Here is a 26,432-nt window from a genome sequence, read left to right as displayed (position 1 = left end):
TCCGGGTCGGCAAATCTGGCTGGCGGCTTGGCAAGGCGAAGGATCAGGCGTAAAGGGCCTGATTGCTTATGGTTAGCTTTGCCGACCTGCGCTTCAAGCCCTACGCTACGTCACAAGATGATCCAGACCCAGACGCTTGCCACCACACCCGAAGGCCTTGCCCGCGCCGCAGCAATCCTGCGCGCCCAAGGCCTTGTCGCCTTCCCGACCGAGACGGTCTACGGGCTGGGCGGCGATGCGCGATCCGATCTGGCCGTGGCGCGGATTTTTGATGCCAAGGGGCGACCAAGGTTCAACCCGCTGATCGTGCATGTGCCTGATCTTGCTGCCGCAAAAGCCTTTGCCCATTTCGATACCCGCGCCGAAGCTGTTGCGGGGGCGTTCTGGCCGGGGCCGTTAACCCTTGTGCTGCCGCTGCGCGCCGATGCGGGCCTGTCGCCACTGGTCACGGCAGAGCTTGACACCGTCGCCATCCGCATCCCCGCCCATCCCGCAGCACAGGCCCTGCTGCGCGCCTTCGGCGGCCCACTCGCCGCCCCATCGGCCAACCCCTCGGGCCGGGTATCGCCCACCCGCGCGGTGCATGTGATCGACGGCCTGTCTGGCCGCATTGACGCCGTGCTTGACGGTGGCGCTTGTGGCGTTGGCGTGGAATCCACCATTCTGGGGCTGGTCGGCGCGCCCGCGCTGCTGCGCCCCGGCGGTGTGCCATCCGAGGCGCTCGAGGCGATGCTGGGGCCGCTTGCCAGTGGCGGCAACGCTGAAAAGCCCAACGCGCCGGGTCAGTTGGCCTCGCACTACGCCCCCGGTGCTGCCGTGCGGTTGAACGCCGACACGGCCCTGCCCGGCGAAGTGCGACTCGGCTTCGGGCCGGGGCCAGCCGACCTGAACCTGTCCGCAACTGCCGATCTGATTGAGGCCGCTGCCAACCTGTTCCACATGCTGCGCGAGGCCGATGTGATGGCAGGGCAGGGGGGCCGGATCGCTGTCGCCCCGATCCCGGAACAGGGCCTGGGCCGCGCCATCAACGACCGCCTGCGCCGCGCCGCCGCGCCGCGCGGCTAGGGGACGCTCAACAATCTCGCGCTAGGGCACAGTCAGTTCCGGGCGGAAAAAGCAAACGCATTGCGTTTCCCCACCCGCGCGTGCGGTTCCACCCTGTAATCGCTTCATCAATCACACCACAAGGCCGGTGCCCGACCCGGCGGGCGAGAAGCGCCCGCCATCGGCGGGTCGGGCGCTGGACGGGCCTTAAAGGCCCGGCGGTTTCAGCGGCACTTGCATCGCGTGGCGAAGGCGATGGCCTTCGCCAGATTGCCCCCCATGAAAGTCGATCAGCCTCAGGTCACAGCCGACAAAATCAGTGATGAACCACAATATCTTGTGGAAAATCGCAAAAAATCCGCGCAAAAGCACAAGTGCATCCCAGATGGGAAAGCTTTTCAGCGGCTAAAGAACCGTCACGCTTGCAGGTTCCAGCCCGTCAATCTGCACCTCGCAGGTCTGTCCCCGCGCAATCGGGCCAACCCCCGCCGGTGTTCCGGTAAAGATCAGATCGCCCGCCTGCAACGCCACCAACCGCGACAGATGCGCGATGATGCCCGCAACCGGCCAGATCATTTCGCCCAAATCGGCGTCTTGCGTCACACGGCCATCGACCAGACAGCGGATCCGCCCCGCAGGCACACCCTGATCCGCTGGCCGCAAAGCCCCGACCACCGCCGAGTTGTCAAACCCCTTCGACATATCCCAAGGCCTGCGCGCGGCTTTTGCCTGCGCTTGCAGATCGCGCCGGGTCAGATCATTGCCCGCAGCGTAGCCCCAGATCAGCGCCTCTGCGCGATCCTCGGCCACAAAACTGCCGCCTGCGCCCAAAGCCACCACCAGTTCGGCCTCGTGATGCAGGTCGGCGGTGGCGGTAGGGTAGGGGATGCACGCCCCGGAATCGATCACCGCATCGGCGGGCTTGGTGAAGAAAAACGGCGGCTCGGCATCGGGGTCATGCCCCATCTCGCGGGCGTGTTCGGCATAGTTGCGGCCCACACAGAAAATCCGCCGCACCGCAAAGCGGTCGCTGCCCCCCGCCACAGCGACCGAAGGCACCGGGGCGGGCGGCAGCACGAAGGCCATTTACGACCCCATCGTAAAGCAGGTCACGCCACGCGCCTGCAACCGACGGCAGGCCAGATCAGCCTCTTTCTGGCTCAGACCCAGGAAGTTCGCATCAAAGCCGCCACCCTTTTGCACCACCTTGCGCAACGCATCGCCCAAAGTCGCATTCTCGGAAAGCAGGGTTTTCATCAACACACGGTCCGCCTCGCCATAGCTGTTGAAGCGCCCGATATTGATGCCATAGCCCTTGCCGCCCGAGGTCGAGACGTTGGTCACAACTTCTTCGGTGGCGGGCTCTTCGACCTCGGCGACCACGACGGCCTCGTCATAGATCGGGGCTTTGTGCTTGGGCTTGACGGGGGCCGCGACCAGTTGCACCGCTTGCGGATTGGCTGCGGTTGCCTTGATCGTCAGTTCTGCCGGGGCCTCAACCGCTGCAAGTTCCACCGCTTGCGCCTCCAGCGAATCCGGGGCGGGTTCTGCCGTAGCCTCGGCCAGCGCACCCGCGATGCCATCGGCCATGGCGTTGCCTGCCTGCTCAACCGCCGCCACGGCCACCGGATCATGCACGGGGCGCGCATTCGGGCGGGGCGAAGACGACACGGCCATCACCAGACGAATGGTCTTGGCAGGGCCACCGCCGCCTTCTTCTTCCATATCGGTGTCGGCAGTATCGGCCTGCGCCACCAGTTCCTGATCGGCGCTGTAAGTTGGCATGACCGGGGCTGCACCAGCGCCGCCCTTCTTGGCCTTGCGGAAACCCAGATCCAGCAGTTCGGTCATCTTGGCATTGCGCATCGGGGTCGAAGTGCCGCCGAACACGGTGGCAATGATCCGCACCCCGTCCCGCTCGGCCGACGCGGTCAGGTTAAAGCCAGCTGGTCCGGTGTAGCCGGTCTTGATGCCATCAGCGCCCTTGTAGCTGTCCAGAAACTTGCGGTTGGTGTTGGCAACCGTCGCGATACCCGCATCGGTCGAACGGCGCGAGAAGATGTTGTAATACTGCGGATAATCATAGAACAGATGCCGCCCCATGATCGTCATGTCATGCGCGGTCGAAAGATGGCCCTTGGCGGTCAGACCGTTGGCGTTTTTGAAGGTGGAGTTGTTCATGCCCAACTGCTTGGCGGTGCGGGTCATCCGCGCACCCCATTTTTCGGGCGTCCCTTCAAAGTAATCGCCAATCGCAGCGGCGGCATCATTGGCCGATTTCACCGCAGCAGCCCGGATCAGATAGCGCAACTGAATCTTCTGCCCCGCCTTCAGGCCCAAACGCGAAGGCGGCTGGGCAGCGGCGGTTTTTGACACGGTGATCATCGTATCCAGTGAGACATTGCCGGCCTCAATCTCGGAAAACGTGATGTAAAGCGTCATCATCTTGGTCAGCGAGGCCGGATGCAGCCGCGTGTCAGCGTTTTCGGAATACAGCGTCTCACCCGTACGCGCATCCATCACGAAAGCCGCATAGGGCGCGGCCTTGGATTCCTGCGGGCCACTACAGGCCGCAACAACGCTCAGCGCTGCCAATACGAGAATATGACGAAAATACTGCCCAAGCTGGCACAGTGCCGATTTGCCCATTTGGTCTGCCTCGTTTGCCCCTCATTGATCGGGGGCTTGTTCTGCTTGGCAAAACGCTAACACAGCATCTGATTCAGGAAAACCCCTTATTCTGAAAGGGGTTCTGGGCTGTATAAACTGTGGTTTATGTGCCGAAATTGGCTCTTGCGCCCTAGGGATGGTGGTGATTTGCCAGTTTTGCTACAAGATCGGGCAGTTCGGCAAGGCTCGGCAGGGTGAAAAACCTGTCAGATTCATGCGGGGCATCGGCGTGTTCCAGCGCCCAGGTCAACCCATGCGGGATATGCACGCCATAGGCACCCGCAGCGATGGCCGGAAGCACGTCGGATTTCAACGAGTTGCCAACCATCAATGCCTGATCTGCGCCGGTGCCATGACGGGCGAAAATCGCCGAATAGGATTTCGCGGTCTTGTCCGAGACGATTTCGACGCCGTGAAACAGATCCCCCAAGCCCGATTGCGCCAGTTTTCGCTCTTGATCCAGCAGATCGCCCTTGGTGATCAAAACGACTCGGTGGCTGGCCGCCAAGGTTTTCACCGCCGCGCGGGCATGCGGCAGCAGTTCAATCGGATGCGCCAACATCTCGCGCCCCGCTGCCATGATCTCGGCAATCACCAGCGACGGCACGCGGCCTTCGGTGACTTCGATGGCGGTTTCGATCATCGACAGGGTGAAGCCTTTGACGCCAAAGCCGTAATGCCCCAGATTCCGCCGCTCGGCTGCCAAAAGCTGGGTGTGCAGATGTTCGGCTTCGGCATAATCGGCCAGCAGTTGCGTAAAGCGATCCTGCGTCAGGCGAAAGAAGCTTTCGTTCTGCCACAGCGTATCATCGGCATCAAAACCTATCGTTGTCAGCATATTGCCCCCTTGTGCGCATATCATCCGGGCTGGGGGTCTTTTCGCAAGGCAGAAATGCGCTATATTGCGCCAGAGCAACCGAAAATCCGAATCTGCCAAACGGAGCCTATCCGCGTGAACCCCATTGCTGGCCTGAACGATCTGATGATGTCCGATACGCCACACGGCCCCGGCGATGACACCTCTATTCTGACCAAGACCAAAAGCAAAACCCAGCGCCCGCCGTTGTATAAGGTGATGCTTTTGAACGACGATTACACACCAATGGAATTCGTCGTGCATATTCTCGAGCGGTTTTTTGGCCTGAACCACGCCCAAAGCTTTGAGATCATGCTGGCGGTTCACAAAAAGGGTCTGGCGGTGGTCGGGGTGTTTTCCTACGAGATCGCCGAGACCAAAGTGGCGCAGGTGATGGATTTTGCGCGGCGTCACCAGCATCCGCTGCAATGCACCATGGAAAAAGAATAGGCGGCAGTCATGCGCTCGGCCCGGTTGGAATTGGCGCTGCACAGCGGCGCTTTGGTGTTGCCTGCGCAAGGCGACATCGTGGTGCTGCGGCCAAGGGCGGGGGATGATCTGTCGGCGCTGCCGCACGACCGCGTTGTGGTGAAAACCGGGTTCAAGCCGGATCACGATTATTTTGCGGCCCAAGGCTATCGCACCGAAGGTGTGGGCCGCGTTGCCATCGTCTGCGTGCCCCGCGCCAAGGCCGAGGCCCGCGCGTTGATGGCCGAGGCTGCGGGCGCTGATGTAATCGTTGTGGACGGCCAAAAGACTGACGGGGTCGAGGCTTTGTTGAAAGAGTGCAAGGCTTTGGGCCTTGCGGTGGGCGAGGCTTTGTCCAAGGCGCATGGCAAGCTGGCGTTGGTTACGCCGGGGCCAGAGTTGGCGGCTTGGGCGGTAAGGCCTGCGCAGGTTGAGGGCGGCTTTCAGACTCTGCCCGCAGTGTTTTCTGCCGACGCGCCGGATCGCGGTTCGGTCCTGCTGGCGGCGGCTTTGCCTGCCAAACTGGGCGCGCGCGTGGCCGATCTGGGCGCAGGCTGGGGGTATCTTTCGCGCGCGATTCTGGCGCGGGATGGCGTGAAGGAACTGGATCTGGTCGAGGCCGAAGCCGATGCTTTGGCCTGCGCCCGCGTCAATATTCCCGATGCGCGCGCCAAATTCCATTGGGCGGATGCCACTACATTCAAGCCCGCGCGGTTCTGGGATACGGTGGTGATGAACCCCCCCTTCCACACCGCGCGTGAGGCCGATGCTGGGCTGGGCATGGCGTTCATCACGGCGGCGCAACGCGGGCTGAGCCCCTCGGGCAGCCTGTGGATGGTGGCCAATCGCCATCTGCCTTATGACAAGCTGCTGACCAGCCTGTTCAAACAGGTCGAAGAAATCGGCACCGATCCGGCATTTCGCGTCACGCGCGCATCCTATCCGATCCGCGCGCGCTGATCAAAGCAGTCATTCGGGATACTGTGCCCGACATGCCTTGATCGCCGGGCCTGCCGCCTTGGCTTGCGATGCACGCTTGGCTTTCAGGCTGGCCAGTTTGGCGGCCTCGGCGTTTAGGTCGATGGCGACGACGCGCTGTTCGGTGAAATCTTCATCATCTAGACACATGCGGGGCCGTGCTTCAGGCGTTCCGGGCCGACCGCCAAACTCGCAAGGCCGCCAGACCGTGCGGGTGCGGGTGACGGTTTCATAGGCATAGCCGCGTTCAAGGTTGCGCTCTGACTCGGCGATCAGGCGATCAACCACGCGCATGTCACGGGTGGCACCGCTGATGCAGTTCTCTTGCGGGGTGCCGCAGGCGGTCAAAAGCAGCAGGGCAGGCAGGACAAAGCGTTTCATGGCCGACTCACAAATAGGATGCTGGCTTTACTATAGGGCGCTGCGCTTGATATGCCATAACACGGGCACAGCCCGACAGATTTTAGCCGCTAGGGGTGAGCGATGAGCGAAGATTTCAGCACGCAAAAGGCGCAGGCTTCGGCGTGGTTCCGCACCTTGCGCAATCAGATTGTTCAGGCGTTTGAAGAGCTTGAGGCCAAATATGGCACGGCTGCGCGCTTTGAGGTAACGCCGACCAGCCGCGCAGATGGTGGTGGCGGGCTGATGTCGGTGCTGCGCGGCGGCGCGGTGTTTGAAAAGGTGGGTGTCAACGTCTCGGAAGTGCATGGCATGTTGGGCGAGCGCGCGCAAAAGGCGATGGCGGCGCGGGGTGTGCCGGGGATGGACAGCGATCCGCGCTTTTGGGCCAGCGGGATTTCCCTGGTGGCACATATGGTCAACCCGCATTGCCCGGCCGTGCATATGAACACCCGCATGTTCTGGACGCCGCATGCCTGGTGGTTTGGCGGCGGTGCCGACCTGAACCCCTGTCTGGAATATGCCGAAGATACTGCGCATTTTCATGCGGCCATGCAGGCGGCTTGCGATGTGCATAGCCCCGATTACTACGCTAAGTTCAAGGCCTGGGCGGATGAGTATTTCTTCATTCCGCACCGCGGCCGGGCGCGCGGAGTAGGTGGTATTTTCTATGACGATCTGAACACAGGCGATTGGGCTGAAGATTTCGCGCTGACGCAAGACGTGGGCCGCGCCTTTTTGCCCGCCTTCCTGCCGCTGACCGAGCGGCGCTTCCCGACCGTGTGGACCGATGCCGACCGTGAGGCGCAACTGATCCATCGCGGGCTTTATGCCGAATACAACCTTGTCTACGACCGTGGCACCAAGTTCGGCCTAGAATCCGGCCATGACGCCAACGCCGTGCTGATGAGCCTGCCGCCGATTGCGAAATGGACCTGACCGCTCTTTCACCGCAATTTGGCTAAAAATTTGTGCCCCGCCACCAGGTCCGCTCGGGGTGGGTTTTCGCCAGTGTCGGGCTTCATCTTGGCTGAAATACTCCCGCCGGAGGCTCCTTGCCTAAATGTCGGATGCCTCCGGCGGGAGTATTTCAGCCAAGATGAAGACAAGGCGGTGTTATGGCTGCAAGCGCAGCAGAAGGCCTACGCCTAAAACGATCACCGCCATGCCAAGGATCTGGCGGCGGCTGACGGGTTGTTTGAAACCATAGCGTGAGACGGCGGTGGCAAAGATCACCTCGACCAGCGCCAGCGTGCGCACGTTGGCGGCAGAGGTCAGCGCAAAGCCCAGAAACCAGAACTGCGACGCCAGTGCGCCGAGAAACCCCGCCAGCAGCGAAGAGCGCCACACAGAGAATGAGGCCGCCAGCGCGCGGCGGTTGAAGGCGGCCATCCAGATCAACAGCGTTGCGGTCTGGATCAACAGGCTGAGCGCCAGCGTCGAAGTGGCGCGGATCAGAAAGCCGCCGCTGTCCAGATGCACGATGCCGCCGCGAAAACCGATGGCCGATGCACCAAATAGCCCACCCGCCAGCAACCCTGTCAGGGCAGGGCGACCCAGCTGCCAACCGGCGGTGCCGGGTTTGACCGACATCAGCATCACACCCGCCGTCGCGATCAGGATTGCCGCGAGCACTGGCAGACTGATCGGATCGCGCAGGATCAGGGCTGCGGCTAGGGCTACGATGACGGGCTCGGTTTTCAGCCAAGCCGTTGTCACTGCAAAGCTTTGCGATTTCATTACCACCAGCATCAAGCCGGTTGCTGCAATCTGCGCCAAGGCTCCAGCAAAGGTAAAGCCAAGGCTGGTCAGGTTTGGGATTGGGATAGGCTCACGCGTGGTCAGCGTTACCAGCGCAAGGAAAAGCACCGCAAACGGCAACCCGAACAGAAAGCGCACTTGCGTTGCACCCACCGTGCCGATCTGCCGGGTCAGGCTGGATTGCATGGCATTGCGCGCAACTTGGCCCAATGACCCCAGTAGCGCTGCCAGCACCCATAAACTAGCCATGACCTTAGCCTTGCGCGCGGATCAGGCGACCCAACCGCTTCATGCCTTCGTCAATCGCAGCCTCATCCGCGCAAGAGAACGACAGCCGGATCGTGTTTCCATTGCTGCCATCGGCAAAGAAGGCGCGACCGGGCACGAAAGCCACCCGCTCGGTCTTGATGGATTGCGCCAGCAGGTCGGCACCGTCCATCGCCTCGGGCAGAGTCAGCCAGATGAACATGCCACCTTCGGGCCTGGTCCAGGTCACGCCCTCGGGCATCTCACGCGCCAACGCTGCCAGCAGATGATCGCGCCGCGCCTGATAGGTGCTGCGCAGTTTGGCGACATGGGCATCGAACTGGGTCGAGGCGACGTGATGCGTGACAATCTGGTTGGTCGTCGCCGAATGCAGATCGGCGGCCTGTTTCATCAGCACCAGACGGCTGATCACCTCGGCCGCGCCACAGACCCAGCCCACCCGCAGACCGGGGGCGAGTGATTTCGAGAAGCTGCCGCAATAAAGCGTGCGACAGTTTTCAATGCTGCCCTTGCGGGCGATTTCCAGCGCCAGAATCGGCGGAATCGCATCGCCATCATAGCGCAGGGTCTGATAGGCCGCGTCCTCGACCACGGCGATATCCATCTGGTCCGCCAGATCAATCACCGCTTCGCGGGCCGAACGGGCGATGGTCTCACCCGTCGGATTGGCAAAATCGACAGACAGATAGGCGAATTTCACCCGGCCACCCGCTGCTTTGGCATGGGCGGCGAAATCGGCGGCGGGGCGGTTGGTGTTGGGGTCTAGCCGGTCATAGGTGGGTTCATAGGCGTTGAACGCACCCAATGCGCCCAGATAGGTCGGCCAGCCCACCAGCACCGTATCATTGGGCGAGATCATCAGTTTCGCCAGATAATCAAGCGCTTGCTGTGAGCCTGAGGTGATCAGGATATTGTCGGCGGTGCAGGGGATGCCGATCTTGGCCATCTCGGCGACGATCCAGTCGCGCAAAGGCTTGTAGCCTTCCGACACCGAATATTGCAGCGCAGCCCCCGCCTTCGGCCCGGTCAGCGCGGCGGAAAACGCATCGCGAAACGCCTCGGTCGGGAACAAGGCCGGGTCGGGGATACCGCCCGCGAAAGAGATGATGTCGGGCTGATCCAGCAGTTTCAAAAGCTCGCGGATTTCCGAGGCTTTCATCCGCGAATTGCGGGTTGCCAGAACATTATTCCACTGCACGACTATCCTCCCGAACGGTTTGCGAGACATTTGCGCCGGGGGGTGGGTAAGTCAATGACTGTGACCTAAAATGTGATCGGTGGGACAGGCTCGCTGCGCCTACGCGCCATGATGGAGCCTGTTGCGGCCCAAGCGCTCGGTTCTATCCGTTCCGCACCGCATCCACCATCCGCGCCACGTTGTCGGGGCTGGCGTCGGGGGTGATGCCGTGGCCGAGGTTGAAGATATGCGGGCCGCCGCGGAACGCCTCTACCACCCGCCGGGTCGCGTCGATCAGCTCTTGCCCGCCTGTCACCATATGCGTCGGCGAAAGGTTCCCCTGCACGCAACCGCTCGGCTGCACCTGCGCCGCCGCCCATTCCGGGCTGACCGAGTTATCCACCGCCACGCAATCCGCCTCCGTCGCCTGCGCAAAGCCGACATAGCCCGCCCCAGCCTCACGCGGGAAGGCGATCACCGGCAGGCCGGGGTGTTTCGCCTTCACAGCGCGGATGATCCGCGCCGCTGGCTTCACCGCAAAGTCTTGAAAATCCTGCCCTTTCAGGCTGCCCGCCCACGAATCAAACAGCTTCACCACCTCGGCCCCCGCCTGCACTTGCGCCGACAGATAATCAATCGTCGCCTCGGTGATCACATCAATCAGCGCCGAGAACGTCGCCCGATCCGCCGCCTTCAGCGCATGGGCAGCACCCTGATCCTTGCTGCCACGGCCCGCGATCATATAGGTCGCCACCGTCCACGGCGCGCCTGCAAAGCCGATCAGCGTCGTCTCCGCCGGCAATTCCCGCGCCAGAATCCGCACGGTTTCATAGATCGGGCCGAGCGTCTCATGGATAGCCTCCTTCGGCTTCAACCCCCGAACCCCCGCCATCGTGGTGATGGTCGACAGCCGCGGCCCCTCGCCGGTCTCAAACCACAGATCCGCCCCCAAGGCCTGCGGCAACAGCAGGATATCGGCGAAAAGGATAGCCGCATCAAAGCCATAGCGGCGGATCGGCTGCAACGTCACCTCGGCCGCCAGTTCCGAATTATAACACAGCGACAGAAAATCCCCCGCCTGCGCCCGCGTTGCGCGATATTCCGGCAGATACCGCCCCGCCTGCCGCATCATCCAGATCGGCGGGGTCGGCAGGGTTTCGCCCGCAAGGGCGCGCAGGATCAGTTTCATGGACACTCCAGATATAGAAATTCGCCAAATCGTTTGTGGGTGTTGTCAGCGCAGACTGACACCGTTACTCCTTCAGGCATGACACAGCCCCTTCCCACGCCCGCCCAACCCTTCAAGATCGGCACCCGCGGCTCTCCGCTGGCCCTGTGGCAAGCGCATGAGGTGCGCCGCTGCCTGATGCAAGCCTACGACCTGCCCGTCGAGGCGTTCGAGGTTGTGGTGATCAAAGTCACCGGCGACCAGATTCAGGATCGCGCGCTGAAAGAAATCGGCGGCAAGGGCCTGTTCACCCGCGAAATCGAAGAGGCCCTGCTGGCAGGCGGCATCGACATCGCCGTGCATTCGATGAAAGACATGCCCACCCTGCAACCGGATGGCCTGTGGCTGGATTGCTACCTGCCGCGTCAGGACGTGCGCGACGGCTTTGTGACGCTGAACGGCGGCGGGTTGATGGATTTGCCGCAGGGCGCGGTGGTGGGCTCTTCCAGCCTGCGCAGGCGCGCGCAACTGGCGCATCGTCGGCCTGACCTGCAATTGGTCGAGTTTCGCGGCAACGTGCAAACCCGGATGAAAAAGCTGCATGACGGTGTGGCTGCGGCGACCTTCCTTGCGATGGCGGGCCTGAACCGGCTTGGCATGGCCGAGGTCGCTCGCCCGGTTGAAGTGACCGAGATGTTGCCCGCCGTCGCCCAAGGCGCCATTGGCGTTGAACGCCGTCAGAACGATCCGCGCGCCGAAGCCATGCTGGCCGCAATTCACCACATCCCCACCGGCCAGCAACTCGCCGCCGAGCGGGGCTTTCTGGCGCGGCTGGATGGCTCTTGCGAAACCCCGATCGCGGGGCTTGCGGTTCTGGAGGGCGATCAGCTTTGGCTGCGCGGCGAGATTCTGCGCCCCGATGGCAGCCGCGTGATCACGGGTGACATTCGCGGCGGTATTGCCGATGCAACCGCCTTGGGTCAAAGCCTCGCCGATGATCTGCTGGGCCGCGCGGGCGATGGGTTTTTCGCCTAAGCGCATAGCGGGTTCGCCTTTGTCTCGCGGGCCAGAAAGTCGCGGATCAGGGCCGCGACCTGATCCGGCGCTTCCTCGTGCACCAGATGGCCAAAGCGGGGCAGGGGGGCCCATTCGGCATGGGGCATGGCGGCGGCGGCGCGTTGTGACACTGCAGGCGGCACCGCGCGGTCAGCGGCTCCGGTGATCAGCAGGCAGGGCACCTTCTGCTGCGGCAGGCGGTTCAGCAATCCATCCAACTGCCATTGCGCCATCATTGCCAGCGTTGCCGCCACATGCCCCGGCTGGCGCAACAGATGCAGATACTGCGCCTCTCCGCCTTCGTCGATGCGCGACCCGGTTGAGGCCAAAAGCTGATGCACCTGCCGCTGCGTCCCCGCCAGTTTGCTGAACAGCTGCGGCACCAAAGGCAGCCGCGCCAGCACATTCGCCAGCGCCGGAAACAGCCAGCCCGCCACGCCCTCAAACCCGCCCAAGGCGGCGTTGATGCCGATCACGGCTTGCGGCGGGGCGATTTCAGCCAGCCGCAGCGCCACTGCGGCTCCGGCGGAATGGCCAATGATCGCAAAGGGTTGCCAGCCTTGCTGGGTGATAAGGGCGGCGATATCCTCGGCCATGGCATCCAGATTGCAGCGCGCGCGGTTGCCCAAGACGGTAAAACCTTGCCCCGGCAAATCCAGCGCGATTACCCGGTAATCGGGGCTCAGCAACGGCATCAGATGGCGAAAACTATGCGTCGCCCCGCCCGCGCCATGCAGCAGCAAAACCACCGGACCCGCGCCCATATCCTGCACATGCCACAGATGGCCCTTGCCGCGCACGTGTTGCGAGGCGTTGCGGTGTGGCCAGTCAACAGGGATCGCGGGCGCCTGCATCTTAGGCCCCCAATGCCGCTTGCAGCACGCCCGACAGCCGCTGTGCATCGGCGCGCGGCAGCGGCACATAGGCCGCCCCAAGGCTGCCCGCCATCCGCTGCAACGCCGCTTGCGGGCGGCTGGCGATGTCCAGCACCAGCGCCGGAATCGCCGCCGCACAGATCAGCCGCGCCATGCGCTGCGCATCTGCCTCGGCCTCCACCCGGTTGGCGCTGCCATCGAGCGCGATATTTCCCCGCCCATCGGTCAGCAAAGCAATCGTCGGCGTCATCCCCCGCGCGCGGGTTTGCAGGCCCAGATCAAACGCCATCCGCAGCCCCGCCGCCAACGGCGTGCCACCGCCCCCCGGCAAGCCCGACAACCGCCGCTTGGTCTGCACCAGCGACCGGGTCGGCGGCAACAGCAGCTCTGCCGCTACCCCGCGAAACGCGATCAGCGCGACATGATCGCGCCGCGCATAGGCCTGCGCCAGCAGCAACTCAATCGCCCCCTTCGCCTCGGCCAATCGCGCCAGCGCCGACGACCCCGAGGCATCCACCGCAAAGATCAGCACCCGGTCCGAGGTTTCCTGATACCGCTTCAACCGCAGATCAGACGCCCGGATCTCCAGCCGCGTCGCATCCGGGCTGCGCCTGCGAAGTGGTTGCCACGGCGCGGCGGCGCGCAAGGTCGCCACCAGATCAATCCGCTTGCCCGACCCCGGCACGCCTGGCCTTGGTGGCAGAGGCCGCCCGCGATGGTTGCCCTTGCGCGCAGCGCCCGTGCCGCCGCTACCCTTCGCCACCCGTGCCGCCTTGCCCGCCGCCAGCCGCGCCAAAAGGTCAGCGGGCAGGGCAGCGCGCACCGCTTCCAGCAAAATCTCATCCGGGATACGGTCGCTTTGCGGGGTCTGCTGTTCTTCCGCCTCACCCGGTTCCGGCGGTGGTGGGGCGCTGTCCTGTTCTTCCGCCACGGGCGGCAAATCCCCCCGATGCGCCAGCGTCAACTCGGCCGCATGGCGCAGGGTGTCTTCCGAGGCCACAACCTCCCCCCGCCAAGCCGCCAGCGCCCGTGCCACCGCCAGCGCTAACAGCGGCGCACGCAGGCTGGCGATACCCATCGCAAGCGCCACCGTGGTCAGGCTTTCCAACGCGCCCGCAGGCAGCGAAACCCCCGCCAACCGCCCCCGCGCATCCGCAACCTGATCCAGCGCAAGCGCACCCACCTCCGAATAGCCTAAATCGCCCAGATCAAGGAACAACCCCAACCGATCCGCCAGCGCAGGAGCCAAAACCTCCTCGGCCTCTGCCCCCTCATCCAGCGCCACCAGACACGGCCCCGCGCCATCCAGCCACAGCGAAAGCCGCGCGCTTAGGGCAGGGGGGCAGCGTTCGGCCATCGTCAGCACCACCGGCGCATCGCCCGCCAATATCCCCAAACTGCGCCGCACCGCACCCGCACTTAACGTCGCCGCCAGATCCACCCCACCAAACAGCGCCACATCGTCAATCCCCGGATGTATCCTGCGCGCCACCGGCAGCGCCTGCATCACCGCATCGCGCACCGGGCCAGACCGCGCCCTTAACCACAGCCCCTTCACCCCCGCCGGATCAACCGCCAGCACCGCCAGCGCAGCCTCAACCCGGCCCCAGGGCGACAGCGGCTCACTCACGGCAAGACTTCGGCGATGGTGCGGGCCACCCGCGCGCCCGATCCCGCCTCGTCCAGCGGATCACGCCGCAACCGATGCCCCAAGGCACTCGCCGCCACGCTGCGCAGATGCCCGCGCGTGACCGTATCCGCCCCCTCAAACGCCGCCTGCGCCCGTGCCGCCCGCAGCAGCGTCAACTCACCGCGCAACCCGTCCGACCCCAAGGCGATGCACAATGCCGCACAATCATGCAGCACCACCCCCGGTGTTTTCAGCCCCGGCAGTGCCGCCCGCGCCGCCAATATCGCCTTGCGCAAACCGCTATCCTTCGCCCGCCATTTCTTCATGAAGGCCGCGTTGTCATTCTCATACGCATCGCGCCTGCGCATCACCTCAACCCGCGTCTCAATATCGCGCGGGGATGCCACCTCAACCGACAGCCCGAACCGATCCAGCAACTGCGGCCGCAACTCGCCCTCTTCCGGGTTGCCAGACCCCACCAGCACGAACCGCGCCGCGTGGCGGATCGACAGCCCCTCCCGCTCCACCACATTCTCACCCGATTGCGCCACATCCAGCAGCAGATCGACGATGTGATCCTCCAGCAGGTTGACCTCGTCTATATAGAGATACCCCCGATTGGCCCGCGCCAGCAGCCCCGGCTCGAACGCCTTTTCGCCGCGCGTCAACGCCCGCTCAATATCCAGCGCACCCACCACCCGGTCCTCGGTCGCCCCCAGCGGCAGGTCGATCACCGGGGTCGGGCGCTTGACGATCTTGCCCGATGTCACCCCCGCCCAGTCCGGCACATCTTCGACCTTGGCCGAGTTCACCGGGCAGCCCTCTACCGCCGAAATCTCGGGCAACAGCGCCGCCAGCGCCCGCACCGCCGTTGATTTGCCGGTGCCCCGGTCGCCAAACACCAGCACCCCGCCGATGCCGGGATCAATCGCGGTCAGCACCATCGCTTGCTTCATCGCCGCTTGCCCAACGATGGCGGAAAACGGAAAAGGTTGGCTCATGCAGCGTCCTTCACAGCCAGCGGGCGGATGCCGCCCCATGTGCCCCAATCGTCCAGAATCCGAAACCGGGCGTAAAGTTCTTCGGAAAACCACCCCTCCGCCCGCACCGCCTGAATGGCGCGGCCATGCGGCCCGTCACCCCGCGCGAAATGCGCCATGCTCGCCGCATCCGGCCAGATCGAGAACGTGATCTGATGCAGCAACGGCACCTCGCCGATGCCGATCTTGAAGATCACATTCGGGTCTTGCCCGATCGCCGCCGAGATATCCGGCACCCGCCGCCAGAACCGCAAAAACGTCGAGGCCCGCATCGTCGCCCGCGTCAGCGCCACGATGGGGCCAGTATTGGGGGCATCCGTCGCGGTGAACGGCGCGCGCCCCGACCATTGCCCGCGGGCCGAAGTCGGCTCTAACAAAATCGTCCAGTTTTCAGCACTATGCTTGCGCCAGCGCTTGAACACCGGGGCCGCGTCAATCACCCGCCGCGCCGTCGCCGCATCGGGCCAGGTCGCAAGAATGGCCCAAACCGCAGTATTGGGTTTCGGCGTGAAACCTTCGCCCGTGCCCGATCCGCACAGCTTCCAGAACCCCACCTCGGGCATCCGCATGAAAGACAGCCGCGCCGCCCCCATTTGCCCGAAAACCCAAAGCCGGGCGGGCAGCGAGGCAAATCGAAAGAGCGAGAGACTCACGGTGTTGATGGCAGACCTCACAGGCGCAGGCATGGGGATGTGTCAGAATAGTCTTACAGTTTTTGCGGCTGCTGCAAAGGAAAATGGCGGATTCCACAATGAAAATGTGCGTATTGTAAATTACACTAGACAGTATATCGTGACTTTATGCTGAAAGATTCTTCAACCCCCTCCACCGCCCTGCCGCGCACCTCCGGCGCTGATGCCATCGTGATTGGCGCGGGGCTGGGGGGATTGGCGGCAGCGATGCGGCTGGGGGCCAAAGGCTATCGCGTCACGGTTGTTGACCGTCTGGACATGCCCGGCGGGCGCGGCAGTTCGATCACCCAAGGCGGCCACCGCTTTGATCTTGGCCCCACCATCGTGACCGTGCCGCAGGGCCTGCGCGATCTGTGGGCGGCCTGCGGGCGCGACTTTGACCGCGACGTTGATCTGCGCGCGTTAGAGGCGTTCTATCAGATACAATGGCAAGACGGATCGACCTTCACCGCCCGCCAATCCACCGACGCGATGCGGGCCGAGGTGGCGCGCCTGTCGCCAAGCGACCTTCCCGGCTATGACAGGTTCCTGAAAGACAGTGAGCGGCGCTATTGGTTCGGGTTTGAAGACCTTGGCCGCCGCGCGATGCACCGCTTTGCCGACCTGCTGAAAGTGCTGCCGACCTTTGTAAAACTGCGCGCCGACAAATCGGTCTACGCCCATGCGGCATCCCGCGTGAAAGACGAACGCCTGCGCTTTGCGCTGTCGTTCCACCCGCTGTTCATCGGCGGTGATCCGTTTCACGTCACTTCGATGTATATCCTCGTCAGCCATCTCGAGAAAGAATTCGGTGTCCATTACGCGATGGGCGGGGTGGCCGCGATTGCGCTTGCCATGGCCGGGGTGATCACGGCCCAAGGCGGCACCCTGCGCCTGAACGCCGAGGTCGACGAAATCCTGCTGCAAAATGGCCGCGCCACCGGAGTCCGCCTGACCGATGGCGAAGTCATCGCCGCCGATATCGTCGTCTCCAACGCCGACGCCGGCCACACCTATGACCGCCTGCTGCGCAACCATCCTCGCAAACGCTGGACGCCTACGAAACTGGCGCGCAAACGCTGGTCGATGGGCCTGTTCGTCTGGTATTTCGGCACCAAAGGCACCCGCCTGAAATGGCCCGAGGTCGGGCACCACACCATCCTCGTCGGCCCCCGCTACAAAGACCACATCCGCGATATCTTCATCCGGGGCAGGTTGGCCGATGACATGAGCCTGTATGTCCACCGCCCCTCTGTCACCGATCCATCGGTGGCGCCCGCGGGCGACGACACCTTCTACGCCCTCTCTCCCGTGCCGCATCTGGGGATAGGTGACACCGTTTGGCAAACCGAGGCTGAACCCTACCGCCAGAAAATGCAGAAGATGCTGGAGGATCGCCTGCTGCCCGGCCTTGGCGACCATCTGACCGAGCAGTTGACCTTCACCCCCAACAGCTTTCAAACCCGCTACCTTTCCCCCTTCGGCAGTGGTTTCTCCATCGAACCCCGCATCCTGCAATCCGCCTATTTCCGCCCGCATAACGTCTCGGAAGAAGCCAAAGGCCTCTACTTGGTCGGTGCAGGCACCCATCCCGGCGCAGGTCTGCCGGGGGTGATCGCCAGCGCCGAAGTCCTCGGCACCCTCGTCCCCGACGCCCCCCGCGCCGCCCCCATCCGCATGGCAGCCGAATGATCGCCCCCGCCGACATGGCCCATTGCCGCGAGGCGATCCGCACCGGATCACTCTCGTTCCACGCCGCCTCGCGCCTGCTGCCCGCAAATGTCCGCGACCCCGCGCTGGCGCTATACGCCTTCTGCCGCCTTGCCGACGACGCGGTGGATGACAGCGACGACAAAGCCCCCGCCGTCCTCGCCCTGCGCGACCGTCTTGATCTCGTCTATGCAGGCCGCCCCCGCAACGCCCCCGCCGACCGTGCCTTCGCCGCCGTTGTCGAAGATTTCGACATGCCCCGCGCCTTGCCCGAGGCGCTGCTCGAAGGTCTCGCCTGGGATGCCTTTGGCCGCCAATACCAAACCCTGCCCGACCTTCTCAGTTACTGCGCCCGTGTCGCCAGCGCCGTTGGTGCGATGATGTGTGTGCTGATGCGGGTGCGCGACGCCGATGCCTTGGCGCGCGCCTGCGATCTGGGCCTTGCCATGCAACTGACCAACATCGCCCGCGACGTGGGCGAGGATGCGCGGGCGGGGCGGCTTTATCTGCCGCTGGATTGGCTGGGCGAAGCCCGCCTCACCCCCGCCACCTTTCTGCACACCCCGCAAGCCACCCCCGCCATCCGCCAGCTGACCCAACGCCTGTTGACCGAAGCCCGCAGCCTCTACCACCATTCCGAGGCCGGGATTTCCGCGCTGCCGCTGGCCTGCCGCCCCGGCATCTACGCCGCCCGCCATGTCTACGCGGGCATCGGCGGCGCCGTCGCCCGCAACGGATACGACAGCATCACCGCCCGCGCCCGCACCAACGGCGCGCAAAAACTCGGCTGGCTGGCCCTGTCACTGGCCCGCAGTGCCGCCTCTCCGGTGCTGCCGGGGTCTGCCCTGTTGCACGCGCCCGCCCGCCCCGAGACGGCCTTTCTGGTCGAGGCCGCCGCCCGCAAATCCACCCGTTTCAGCCGGTCCGAGGCGCTGTTCACCGCGTTGGCCCAGCTTGAATCCAAAGATCGCGCCCGCCGCCCCTTGGATCGCGCCGGAATCTGACCTAGCTTCAAATCACCCAATTTGGAGCGACCCCGATGGACTGGCCCCTGTTTTTGACCTTTCTGGCCGCCTGCGGTGCCGCCGCTGCCACGGGGGCGATGTTCAACCCCGGCGCATGGTATGACAGCCTGCAAAAACCAAGCTGGACCCCGCGCAACTGGGTGTTCCCGGTGGTCTGGACCACGCTTTATCTGCTGATCGCCTATGCCGCGATGCGGGTGGCGGGCGTTGCCGTGTCGGCGGATGTGACGGGCGGCGCAGCCGTTGCGGGGACCACACCCTTGCCCGGCTCGGCCGTCTTGGCAGGCAATGTCGTGCAAGCCTTGGCGTTCTGGGCGCTGCAGATTGCCTTCAACACCCTGTGGACGCCGGTTTTCTTCGGCCTGCACCGCATCCGCGCCGCCATGGTGGTGATGGTGTTCCTTTGGCTTGCCGTGGCAGCTACGACATGGAGCTTTTTCGGCGTCGATTTCTGGGCCGGTGTCGCGTTCCTGCCGTATCTCGTGTGGGTCTCGATTGCTGGTGCGCTGAATTTCAGCGTCATGCGCCTGAACCCCAACGCGGGCTAACGCACTTCGCCAAAACCCCACAATGGCCAAGGCCATCGCCTTGGCCAAGCGCGGCGCTTGCTGCGGTCCGGTCGGGGGCCAACGCCCGTCCCGCCCAAGCCAACGGCAGGCTGCCCTTCCTCCCGAACCGAAAGAAAACGCTCCAGTGGAGCGTTTTCCGGTGAGTTGCGCGTAAGGCGGAACGCCGTCGCGCAAGGGGTGCCGAGCCACAAGCCAACGCATCAAAATCGGGGCGCGCCTGACTGCGCGGGCGCGGAAACGCGCCTGCCGGGGGCAGGCAGGCGCGGCCCGATTTGTCACGGGCCAAATCGGGCAAGAACCCGAACGTCGCACCAGAAATCTACGCAAAACACAACATCTTGTGCAAATCCGCCAAAATCCCGCGAAAAACCACAAGTCATTCCCAGATGGGAAAGAACCCCCCTACGGCCACCCCGCCCGCCGTGGCACCCGAAACGCCAGCATCGCCTTTACCACCGGTGATCGAAACCGGCCAAGGTCCAGCGCCTCATGCACCCCCGTCACCACCTCGCCATTGATCCGGGTCTGCACCAGTGATCGGCTGTAAAACGGCGCATCCAGCAGCGCCTTGGTCTGGCGTGGGCTCGCCCCCGCATCGCAGCGCGTCTCGCGCGCAATCCGCCAGCCGGTGCGGGCAAGCGGTGTCAGCGGCGGCGGCGCAATCTGCACCGCAGTCCCATCCGCCGCCACATCCAGCCCCAGCGCCAGAGTCGATCCATCCCGCCGGATACCATCGTAAAAACACGTCGTCCCGCCATGCGCGCGCGGATAGCGCCCCCATGTCCAACGCTGAAAATCCGCCTCCAGCGCCGCCTGCCCGAAATTGGCATCAAAGTATCCATGCCCCGACCAGCGATGCCCCTGCGACAGATCCACCTCGATCCGGGCCGAGGGCGCAAACGGTCGCCAGATATGCCGCGCATCCGGAGTCAGCATCGCCTCTACTTCCGTCACCGCCGAGGGCGTCAGCCGGATCTGCCCCTGCACCCGCGAAATGATCGGCAAGCCCGAGATCTCATTCACATCAATCACCAGCGTGCCATTCTGCCACGCCATCCGGCTTGGCCCGATCTGTAACGCATCCCGGCTTTGCCTAAGCGCCCCACGCCCCCGGTCGGTCATCGTAAACCGCCCACCCGGCCCATATGTCACCACATTGATGCAGCAATGGTTCGCCGGATCGCGCCGCCCCGACCACGCATACCAAGGCGAGAACACCGAGCCGATAAAGCCGATCACCGAGACCGCGCGTGTCCCGTCAGCCGAGACACCATCGACATACCACCACGCATAACCGTCTGGGGCCACGACGCATCCGAAGTCAGGTCGCTCTGTATCGCCGCGGCCGCGTGCTTGCCGGATAAGGCCGCCATCGGCACCCCCGCCCCGGGATGCGCCCCACCCCCCGCCAGATACAACCCCTGCACCTTCGTCCGCGCGCCGGGCCGCTGAAAACTCGCCATCAGGCTTTGCGGACTGCGCCCATAAAGCGCCCCCTGCGACCCCGGAAACAGCGCCGAAAACCCCTGCGGCGTCATCAGCGCCTGGTCGGGGGGCGGGGGCGAAAACGTCAGGCCGAATCTGGCCAGTTGCGGGAAAGTCTTGGCGCGACATTCGGAAACCTCATGCGGGGAAAGGGTCGTCTTGGCAGGGGCGTTCATGATGATCTCAAACCGCTCTGGCCCCGAATCTGGGCCGGCGTTGGGGAAATCCGTCACCCCCCGATCTTGCGCGCAGACATACAGCGTCGCCTCATCCGGCATTCGGCCTTGGCGGATGGGCCCAAATTCTCGCGTGGGATCGCTGGCGAAGAACACATTATGATGCGCCAGATCAAACGGGGCAGGGGTGGCGGCAAACGACCACACCCAAGCCGACAAACTGCGCGGATGCGCCGCGACGGGTTTCAACGCCTGCTGCGGCCCATTGCCCAACAGCCCCGCCAGCAAAGCCGCCGGATCGCCGTTGAACACCACCGCATCGCATTTCACCGCCCGCCCGTCCGACAGCACCACCTCTGTCACCCGCCCGCCCTGCCGCAAGATGCGCAGCGCAGAGGTGCCATAGCGGATCGTCACCCCCAGCCGAGCGGCCAGTTCCGCCAAGGCGCGGGCAAGCTGATGCATCCCACCCTTGACCGCCCAAACCCCCTGCGCCTCGGCCTGCCAAATCAACGCCAACACCGCAGGCGAAAGGTCAGGCGCCCCACCGACGTAAGTGGAATAGCGCCCGAACAACTGCCGCAAACGGGGATCAGTGAAAGTGTTGCCAAGGTGTTTCGCCAAACTCCGCTGCGGCAAAAGCGCAGGCCAGATCGCAGGCGCGCGCAACGCGTTCAGCCCGATCCCCACAACGTCAGGCCGCATCGCTTGCAGCATGGGCCGCTCAAACGCCTTGTAAAGCTGGGCGGATTGCCGGTTGAAGGCGTGAAACTCCGCCTCTGCCGCAGGTCCGGCAAACGCCGCAATCGCAGCCCCGCTTTGGTCAGGATCTGCAAACAGATCCAACCGCCCCCCATCCAACCACCAATGCCGCGCCAGCAAGGGCTGCGGCACAAGCGTCAGATGATCCTCAAGATCTTCGCCTGCCACCGCGAACAGATCGTCAAACACCCCCCGCAGCGTCAAAACCGTCGGCCCCGCATCAATCGGCCCCGCCCCCGACGCCAGACTGCGCATCTTGCCGCCCGGATAGGCCTGCGCCTCGACCAGCGTCACCTGCATCCCCGCCGCAGCCAAGCGGATGGCGGCGCTGAGGCCGCCCATGCCTGCACCGATGACGATGATTTTTTGCCCCGTGGTTGCCATGTCTGATTGTTGACTTGGACATGGAAACTGTCCAGTATGATTTACATATATGTGTCATTTTATACTGACACTCATCGCGACCACTCGCCGGGCCTCCGGCCGTTGAGGAGCTTTCCTATGAAGATCGACGAACGGCTTGATGCGGCAACGGCGCAGGTGTTGCGTGGGGCGATGGGTGGCGATGCGCCTGCAAAGCTGGCGCAGGCCTTGCACTATGCGGTGACGCCGGGGGGCGCGCGGATCAGGCCGACGATTCTGCTCAGCGTGGCGCTGGCCTGTGGCGATGATCGGCCCGGCCTTTCCGATGCGGCGGCGGTGGCGCTGGAGTTGATCCATTGCGCCAGCCTTGTGCATGACGATCTGCCCTGTTTCGACGATGCCGACCAGCGCCGCGGCAAGGCCACGGTGCATCGCGCGTTCTCCGAGCCGCTCGCGGTCCTGACCGGCGATAGCCTGATCGTGCTGGCCTTTGATGTGCTGGCGGCTGCGGCGGGCAAAGATGCCGATCGCGCCTTGCAGATGATCCGCGTTCTGTCGCGCCGCACCGGGATGCCGGATGGCATTTGCGCGGGACAAGGCTGGGAGAGTGAGGCGCAGGTTAACCTTTCCGCCTATCACCGCGCCAAAACCGGGGCCTTGTTCATTGCCGCCACGCAGATGGGCGCGCTGGCCGCCGGACAAGATGCCGAGCCTTGGGAAGAACTGGGCGCGCGGATTGGTGAGGCGTTTCAGGTGGCCGATGATCTGCGCGACGCGCTGTATGATGCCGAAACGCTGGGTAAACCTGCGGGGCAGGATGCGGCGCACGGGCGGCCCAATGCGGTGACATCGCTGGGTGTGCAGGGTGCGATCCGGCGGCTGAAGGATATTCTGGGCGGGGCGATTGCCTCGATCCCGTCGTGCCCCGGTGAGGCGATGCTGGCCGAGATGGTGCGCCGCTATGCCGAACGGATGACTCCGGTCGCGCCAGTTTTGCAGCGGGCCGACGTGCGGCGCTGAGATGACGGTTTTGCCAAGGCTACACCCCTTTCGGCGCGGCTGGCTGTTGCGGCTGGCGGCAACGCGCCGCTTTCAGGTGTGGGCCGCGCGTATTCCCTTTGTGCGGCGGATTGCGCGGGCCAAAGGGGCGGCGCTTTTTGACGTGGTGGCAGGCTTTGTCAACGCGCAGGTGCTGATGGCGCTGGTGGAATTGCGGGTGCTGCATCTGTTGCAAGACGGCCCCATGGCCGTGCCGCAGATGGCGGGGCTGTGCGCGGTGCCGCCCGAACGGATGCAGGTTTTGCTGCAAGCGGGGGCGGGGCTTGGCCTGCTGAAGCGGCACGCCGATGGCCGCTTTGGGCTGGCGATCGGGGGGGCCTCGCTGTTGGGCGTGCCGGGGTTGCAGGCGATGATCCTGCACCACCGCGCGCTTTATGCCGATCTGGCCGACCCCGTGGCGTTTTTGCGCGACGGCAGCGATACCCAGCTTGCGCGGTTCTGGCCCTATGTTTTCGGTGCGGCGGGCGCGGTCGATCCGCAAGTGACGGCGACCTATTCCGAGTTGATGGCCGAAAGTCAGGTGCTGGTGGCCGAGGATACGTTGCGGATGATCCCGCTGACCGGGGTGCGGCGGTTGCTGGATGTGGGCGGCGGCACGGGCGCTTTTCTGGCGGCGGTGGGGCGGGCCTATCCGCAGATGCAGCTTGATCTGTTCGATTTGCCCGTGGTGCTGGAAGGCGCGCGTCAGCGGCTGGCCGATTCGGGCTTTGCGGACCGGCTGGCGCTGCATCCGGGCAGCTTTCGCGATGATCCACTGCCGGTGGGGGCTGATGCGATCAGCCTAGTTCGGGTGCTGTATGATCACGATGATTCGACGGTGTTGAGGCTGTTGCAGGCGGTGCACGCGGCTTTGCCTGCGGGTGGGCGGCTGATCATATCCGAGCCGATGTCAGGCGGGGCTGTGCCTGACCGCGCGACCGATGTGTACTTTGCAATTTACACCATGGCGATGCAAACGGGGCGCACACGCTCTGCTGCCGAGATTGAGGCGCTTCTGTCGTCCGCTGGCTTCGCAACTATCTCTTTTCATAAGGGTTTCCGGCCTTTCATAACCTCGGTGATCACGGCGCGGCGGGGGTGAGTTCACAGAGAAGTTTTCAAAAGTGTCTATTTTGTTTGACAGTTATATATGTAAGTCTAGAATGACACTCAGAAGATGGCTCAGGGTTCGGTCTTGAAACAAGACTCACGCTGCTGCCATCCGGGGAGTGATCGTGAAAACCAATGCCGTCATACTTTCTGCGCCAAAGGACCTCTCGTTGGGGCAGGTGTCGCTGACGCCACCGGGCGCTGCCGATGTCGTGGTGCAGATCGCGTATTCGGGCATTTCAACCGGCACGGAAAAGCTGTTCTGGTCAGGCACGATGCCGCCGTTTCCGGGCATGGGCTATCCGCTGGTGCCGGGCTACGAAGCTGCGGGTGAGGTGGTTGAGGCGGGCGTAGAATCGGGCTTTCGGGTGGGCGAGCATGTGTTTGTCCCCGGCGCGAATTGCTTTGAGGCGACCGAGACGGGTCCGGTGCGCGGGCTGTTTGGCGCGGCGTCACAGATGCTGGTGACGCCCGGTGCGCGGGTGACGCGGATTGACCGGGCCTTGGGGGCCGAGGGTGCTTTGCTGGCGCTGGCCGCAACGGCGCGGCACGCGCTGGCCGGATTTGACCGCGCCTTGCCGGATCTGATCGTCGGGCATGGGGTGCTGGGCCGATTGCTGGCACGCCTGACCGTGGCCGCTGGTGCGCCGCCGCCGGTGGTGTGGGAGACGGATCTCGCCCGTCATGCCGGTGCCGAGGGCTATCAGGTGATGCTGCCCGAGGACGATGCGCGCCGCGATTATGCGGCGATCTACGATGCCTCGGGTGCGGCTGACCTTTTGAACAGCCTGATCGGGCGGATCAAAAAGGGCGGCGAGGTGGTGCTGGCGGGCTTTTACACCGCACCCATTTCCTTCGCCTTTCCGCCTGCGTTCATGAAGGAAGCGCGGTTTCGCATCGCCGCCGAATGGGCTGCCGATGACATGGTGGCCACGCGGCAACTGGTTGAATCCGGTGCGCTTTCGCTTGCGGGGCTGATCACCCACTCCGGCACCGCCCAAGACGCTGCCGCTGCTTATGAAACGGCGTTCACCGATCCGAACTGCTTGAAAATGATACTCGACTGGAAGGGCCACGCATGACGCTTGATATTCCGAACCTTGTCGATTTCGACGCTCGGCTGCGCGAAGAGGCGCATCAGGAACCTTCGTTGGAAATCCCCCAGACTGCGCCGACCAAGAAAACCCAGATCATCGCGATTTACGGCAAGGGCGGCATTGGCAAGTCTTTCACGCTTGCGAACCTGAGCCACATGATGGCCGAGATGGGCAAGCGGGTGCTGCTGATCGGCTGCGATCCGAAATCGGACACCACCAGCCTGCTGTTTGGCGGCAAGGCGTGCCCGACCATCATTGAAACCTCGTCGAAGAAAAAGCTGGCGGGTGAGGAAGTGAAAATCGGTGACGTCTGCTTCAAGCGCGGCGGTGTGTTCGCGATGGAACTTGGTGGGCCGGAAGTGGGCCGCGGTTGCGGCGGGCGTGGGATCATCCACGGCTTTGAACTGCTGGAAAAGCTGGGGTTCCACGATTGGGATTTCGACTACGTGCTGCTCGATTTCCTGGGCGATGTCGTCTGCGGTGGCTTTGGTCTGCCGATTGCCCGCGACATGGCGCAGAAGGTTATTCTGGTGGCCTCGAACGATCTGCAATCCTTGTATGTCGCCAACAACGTCTGCTCGGCGGTGGAGTATTTCCGCAAAATGGGCGGCAATGTCGGCATCGCGGGGCTGGTGATCAACAAGGATGACGGCACTGGCGAGGCTGCGGCTTTTGCCGATGTGGTGGGCATCCCGGTGCTGGCGGCGATTCCGCAGGACGATGATCTGCGCAAGAAATCGGCGAATTATCAGATTGTTGGCAGCTACGAATCGCAATGGGGGCCGATGTTTGCGGCATTGGCCGAGGCTGTGGAAATCGCACCTCCGGTGCGCCCGAAGCCCGTCAACCAAGACGGATTGCTGGCCCTGTTCGACGCTGAAACGACCGGTGCCAATTTTGTGCTGACGCCCGCCACCGATGCCGACATGCGCGGCAAGAATGCCGTGCTGAAGAAATCGCTGGAAGTGGTGTATGACCATGTTTGACCTTGATCGCCTTGCCGAGTTGGAAGCCGCTTTGCGCCGCCTTGTGGGTGC

At 63.9% G+C, this 26,432-nt stretch carries 25 protein-coding genes; 12 read left to right on the top strand and 13 right to left on the bottom strand.

Annotated elements, in window-relative coordinates; genetic code table 11:
• Positions 1-117: 117 nt before the first annotated feature.
• Positions 118-1,065: an L-threonylcarbamoyladenylate synthase gene (locus ACFOGH_RS10675; protein ID WP_380073054.1), complete on the top strand. Its 948-nt coding sequence runs from the start codon at positions 118-120 to the stop codon at positions 1,063-1,065.
• Positions 1,066-1,449: 384 nt separating this feature from the next.
• Here ACFOGH_RS10675 and ACFOGH_RS10670 read toward each other — a convergent pair whose 3' ends face one another.
• From ACFOGH_RS10670 to ACFOGH_RS10660, 3 genes are all read right to left on the bottom strand, one after another.
• On the bottom strand, positions 1,450-2,130 hold the full coding sequence (locus tag ACFOGH_RS10670) for a fumarylacetoacetate hydrolase family protein (RefSeq protein WP_380073053.1): 681 nt from the start codon (positions 2,128-2,130) through the stop codon (positions 1,450-1,452).
• A complete protein-coding gene (locus ACFOGH_RS10665; protein ID WP_380073052.1) occupies positions 2,131-3,693 on the bottom strand; it encodes a serine hydrolase in 1,563 nt (520 codons plus the stop codon).
• A 151-nt stretch (positions 3,694-3,844) separates the two neighbouring features.
• Positions 3,845-4,552, bottom strand: coding sequence for an HAD family hydrolase (locus ACFOGH_RS10660; RefSeq protein WP_380073051.1), 708 nt, complete (start codon positions 4,550-4,552; stop codon positions 3,845-3,847).
• Positions 4,553-4,699: 147 nt separating this feature from the next.
• Here ACFOGH_RS10660 and clpS point away from each other — a divergent pair, with 147 nt between their 5' ends.
• Together clpS and ACFOGH_RS10650 are read left to right on the top strand one after the other, a co-directional pair.
• Entirely contained in the window at positions 4,700-5,020 is a 321-nt protein-coding gene (clpS, locus tag ACFOGH_RS10655) for an ATP-dependent Clp protease adapter ClpS (protein WP_380073994.1), read from the top strand.
• A gap of 9 nt (positions 5,021-5,029) precedes the next feature.
• The gene (locus ACFOGH_RS10650) at positions 5,030-5,998 is read left to right on the top strand and encodes a class I SAM-dependent methyltransferase (RefSeq protein WP_380073050.1); all 969 of its coding nucleotides are present in this window, start codon (positions 5,030-5,032) and stop codon (positions 5,996-5,998) included.
• Positions 5,999-6,007: 9 nt separating this feature from the next.
• Here ACFOGH_RS10650 and ACFOGH_RS10645 read toward each other — a convergent pair whose 3' ends face one another.
• Positions 6,008-6,397, bottom strand: coding sequence for a hypothetical protein (locus tag ACFOGH_RS10645; RefSeq protein ID WP_380073049.1), 390 nt, complete (start codon positions 6,395-6,397; stop codon positions 6,008-6,010).
• A 102-nt stretch (positions 6,398-6,499) separates the two neighbouring features.
• Between ACFOGH_RS10645 and hemF the strand changes: the two genes are divergently transcribed.
• Entirely contained in the window at positions 6,500-7,354 is an 855-nt protein-coding gene (hemF, locus tag ACFOGH_RS10640) for an oxygen-dependent coproporphyrinogen oxidase (RefSeq protein WP_380073048.1), read from the top strand.
• A 177-nt stretch (positions 7,355-7,531) separates the two neighbouring features.
• On the opposite strand, the gene ACFOGH_RS10635 is transcribed toward hemF, so the two are convergent.
• The 3 genes from ACFOGH_RS10635 to hemE all read right to left on the bottom strand — a co-directional run bounded on the left by ACFOGH_RS10635 (position 7,532) and on the right by hemE (position 10,809).
• Positions 7,532-8,425, bottom strand: coding sequence for a DMT family transporter (locus tag ACFOGH_RS10635; RefSeq protein WP_380073047.1), 894 nt, complete (start codon positions 8,423-8,425; stop codon positions 7,532-7,534).
• Between the two features lie 4 nt (positions 8,426-8,429).
• Entirely contained in the window at positions 8,430-9,641 is a 1,212-nt protein-coding gene (locus ACFOGH_RS10630) for an aminotransferase-like domain-containing protein (RefSeq protein ID WP_380073046.1), read from the bottom strand.
• Between the two features lie 142 nt (positions 9,642-9,783).
• Positions 9,784-10,809, bottom strand: a complete 1,026-nt coding sequence (gene hemE / locus ACFOGH_RS10625; protein WP_380073045.1) for a uroporphyrinogen decarboxylase — start codon at positions 10,807-10,809, stop codon at positions 9,784-9,786.
• A gap of 78 nt (positions 10,810-10,887) precedes the next feature.
• Between hemE and hemC the strand changes: the two genes are divergently transcribed.
• Positions 10,888-11,823 (top strand): hydroxymethylbilane synthase, encoded by a 936-nt coding sequence (gene hemC / locus ACFOGH_RS10620; protein ID WP_380073044.1) that lies wholly within the window; start codon positions 10,888-10,890, stop codon positions 11,821-11,823.
• Here hemC and bchO read toward each other — a convergent pair.
• The 4 genes from bchO to crtA are packed head-to-tail and all read right to left on the bottom strand — an operon-like array spanning position 11,820 to position 16,075.
• Positions 11,820-12,698, bottom strand: a complete 879-nt coding sequence (gene bchO / locus ACFOGH_RS10615; RefSeq protein ID WP_380073043.1) for an alpha/beta fold hydrolase BchO — start codon at positions 12,696-12,698, stop codon at positions 11,820-11,822. The two genes, hemC and bchO, sit on opposite strands and share 4 nt — an antisense overlap.
• 1 nt (position 12,699) lies before the next feature.
• Positions 12,700-14,349 (bottom strand): magnesium chelatase subunit D, encoded by a 1,650-nt coding sequence (locus tag ACFOGH_RS10610; RefSeq protein ID WP_380073042.1) that lies wholly within the window; start codon positions 14,347-14,349, stop codon positions 12,700-12,702.
• Positions 14,346-15,350 (bottom strand): magnesium chelatase ATPase subunit I, encoded by a 1,005-nt coding sequence (bchI, locus tag ACFOGH_RS10605; protein ID WP_380073041.1) that lies wholly within the window; start codon positions 15,348-15,350, stop codon positions 14,346-14,348. The genes ACFOGH_RS10610 and bchI overlap by 4 nt, the downstream gene beginning before the upstream one ends.
• Positions 15,347-16,075 (bottom strand): spheroidene monooxygenase, encoded by a 729-nt coding sequence (gene crtA, locus ACFOGH_RS10600; protein WP_380073040.1) that lies wholly within the window; start codon positions 16,073-16,075, stop codon positions 15,347-15,349. Before crtA ends, bchI begins: the two co-directional genes overlap by 4 nt.
• Before the next feature lie 114 nt (positions 16,076-16,189).
• On the opposite strand from crtA, the gene ACFOGH_RS10595 reads away from it, so the two are divergent.
• Genes ACFOGH_RS10595 through ACFOGH_RS10585 form a run of 3 tightly spaced genes read left to right on the top strand, consistent with a single transcriptional unit; the run spans position 16,190 to position 19,343 of the window.
• Positions 16,190-17,752: a phytoene desaturase gene (locus tag ACFOGH_RS10595; protein ID WP_380073039.1), complete on the top strand. Its 1,563-nt coding sequence runs from the start codon at positions 16,190-16,192 to the stop codon at positions 17,750-17,752.
• Positions 17,749-18,774, top strand: a complete 1,026-nt coding sequence (gene crtB / locus ACFOGH_RS10590; protein WP_380073038.1) for a 15-cis-phytoene synthase — start codon at positions 17,749-17,751, stop codon at positions 18,772-18,774. Before ACFOGH_RS10595 ends, crtB begins: the two co-directional genes overlap by 4 nt.
• A 35-nt stretch (positions 18,775-18,809) precedes the next feature.
• Entirely contained in the window at positions 18,810-19,343 is a 534-nt protein-coding gene (locus ACFOGH_RS10585; RefSeq protein ID WP_380073037.1) for a TspO/MBR family protein, read from the top strand.
• A 423-nt stretch (positions 19,344-19,766) separates the two neighbouring features.
• Here the strand turns inward: ACFOGH_RS10585 and crtC are convergent, their stop codons facing one another.
• Together crtC and crtD are read right to left on the bottom strand one after the other, a co-directional pair.
• Complete coding sequence (gene crtC, locus ACFOGH_RS10580) at positions 19,767-20,603, bottom strand: carotenoid 1,2-hydratase (protein ID WP_380073993.1); 837 nt, start codon at positions 20,601-20,603, stop codon at positions 19,767-19,769.
• Positions 20,600-22,171, bottom strand: coding sequence for a 1-hydroxycarotenoid 3,4-desaturase CrtD (gene crtD / locus ACFOGH_RS10575; protein ID WP_380073036.1), 1,572 nt, complete (start codon positions 22,169-22,171; stop codon positions 20,600-20,602). Before crtD ends, crtC begins: the two co-directional genes overlap by 4 nt.
• 117 nt (positions 22,172-22,288) lie before the next feature.
• On the opposite strand from crtD, the gene ACFOGH_RS10570 reads away from it, so the two are divergent.
• The 4 genes from ACFOGH_RS10570 (at position 22,289) to ACFOGH_RS10555 (ending at position 26,381) form a co-directional block, all read left to right on the top strand.
• On the top strand, positions 22,289-23,170 hold the full coding sequence (locus ACFOGH_RS10570; protein WP_380073035.1) for a polyprenyl synthetase family protein: 882 nt from the start codon (positions 22,289-22,291) through the stop codon (positions 23,168-23,170).
• Between the two features lie 10 nt (positions 23,171-23,180).
• Positions 23,181-24,290 carry a methyltransferase gene (locus ACFOGH_RS10565; RefSeq protein ID WP_380073992.1) on the top strand — a complete coding sequence of 370 codons (1,110 nt, stop codon included), beginning with the start codon at positions 23,181-23,183 and terminating at the stop codon, positions 24,288-24,290.
• Positions 24,291-24,423: 133 nt separating this feature from the next.
• Complete coding sequence (gene bchC / locus ACFOGH_RS10560) at positions 24,424-25,380, top strand: chlorophyll synthesis pathway protein BchC (protein ID WP_380073991.1); 957 nt, start codon at positions 24,424-24,426, stop codon at positions 25,378-25,380.
• The gene (locus ACFOGH_RS10555) at positions 25,377-26,381 is read left to right on the top strand and encodes a chlorophyllide a reductase iron protein subunit X (protein ID WP_380073033.1); all 1,005 of its coding nucleotides are present in this window, start codon (positions 25,377-25,379) and stop codon (positions 26,379-26,381) included. The genes bchC and ACFOGH_RS10555 overlap by 4 nt, the downstream gene beginning before the upstream one ends.
• The last annotated feature ends 51 nt before the right edge of the window (positions 26,382-26,432 follow it).

Origin of the sequence: Cypionkella sinensis (assembly GCF_042646385.1) — a bacterium.
In the GTDB taxonomy this organism is placed as follows: domain Bacteria; phylum Pseudomonadota; class Alphaproteobacteria; order Rhodobacterales; family Rhodobacteraceae; genus Cypionkella; species Cypionkella sinensis.
Note: the sequence above shows the minus strand (reverse complement) of the source record. Positions and strands in the feature narration are given on the sequence as shown.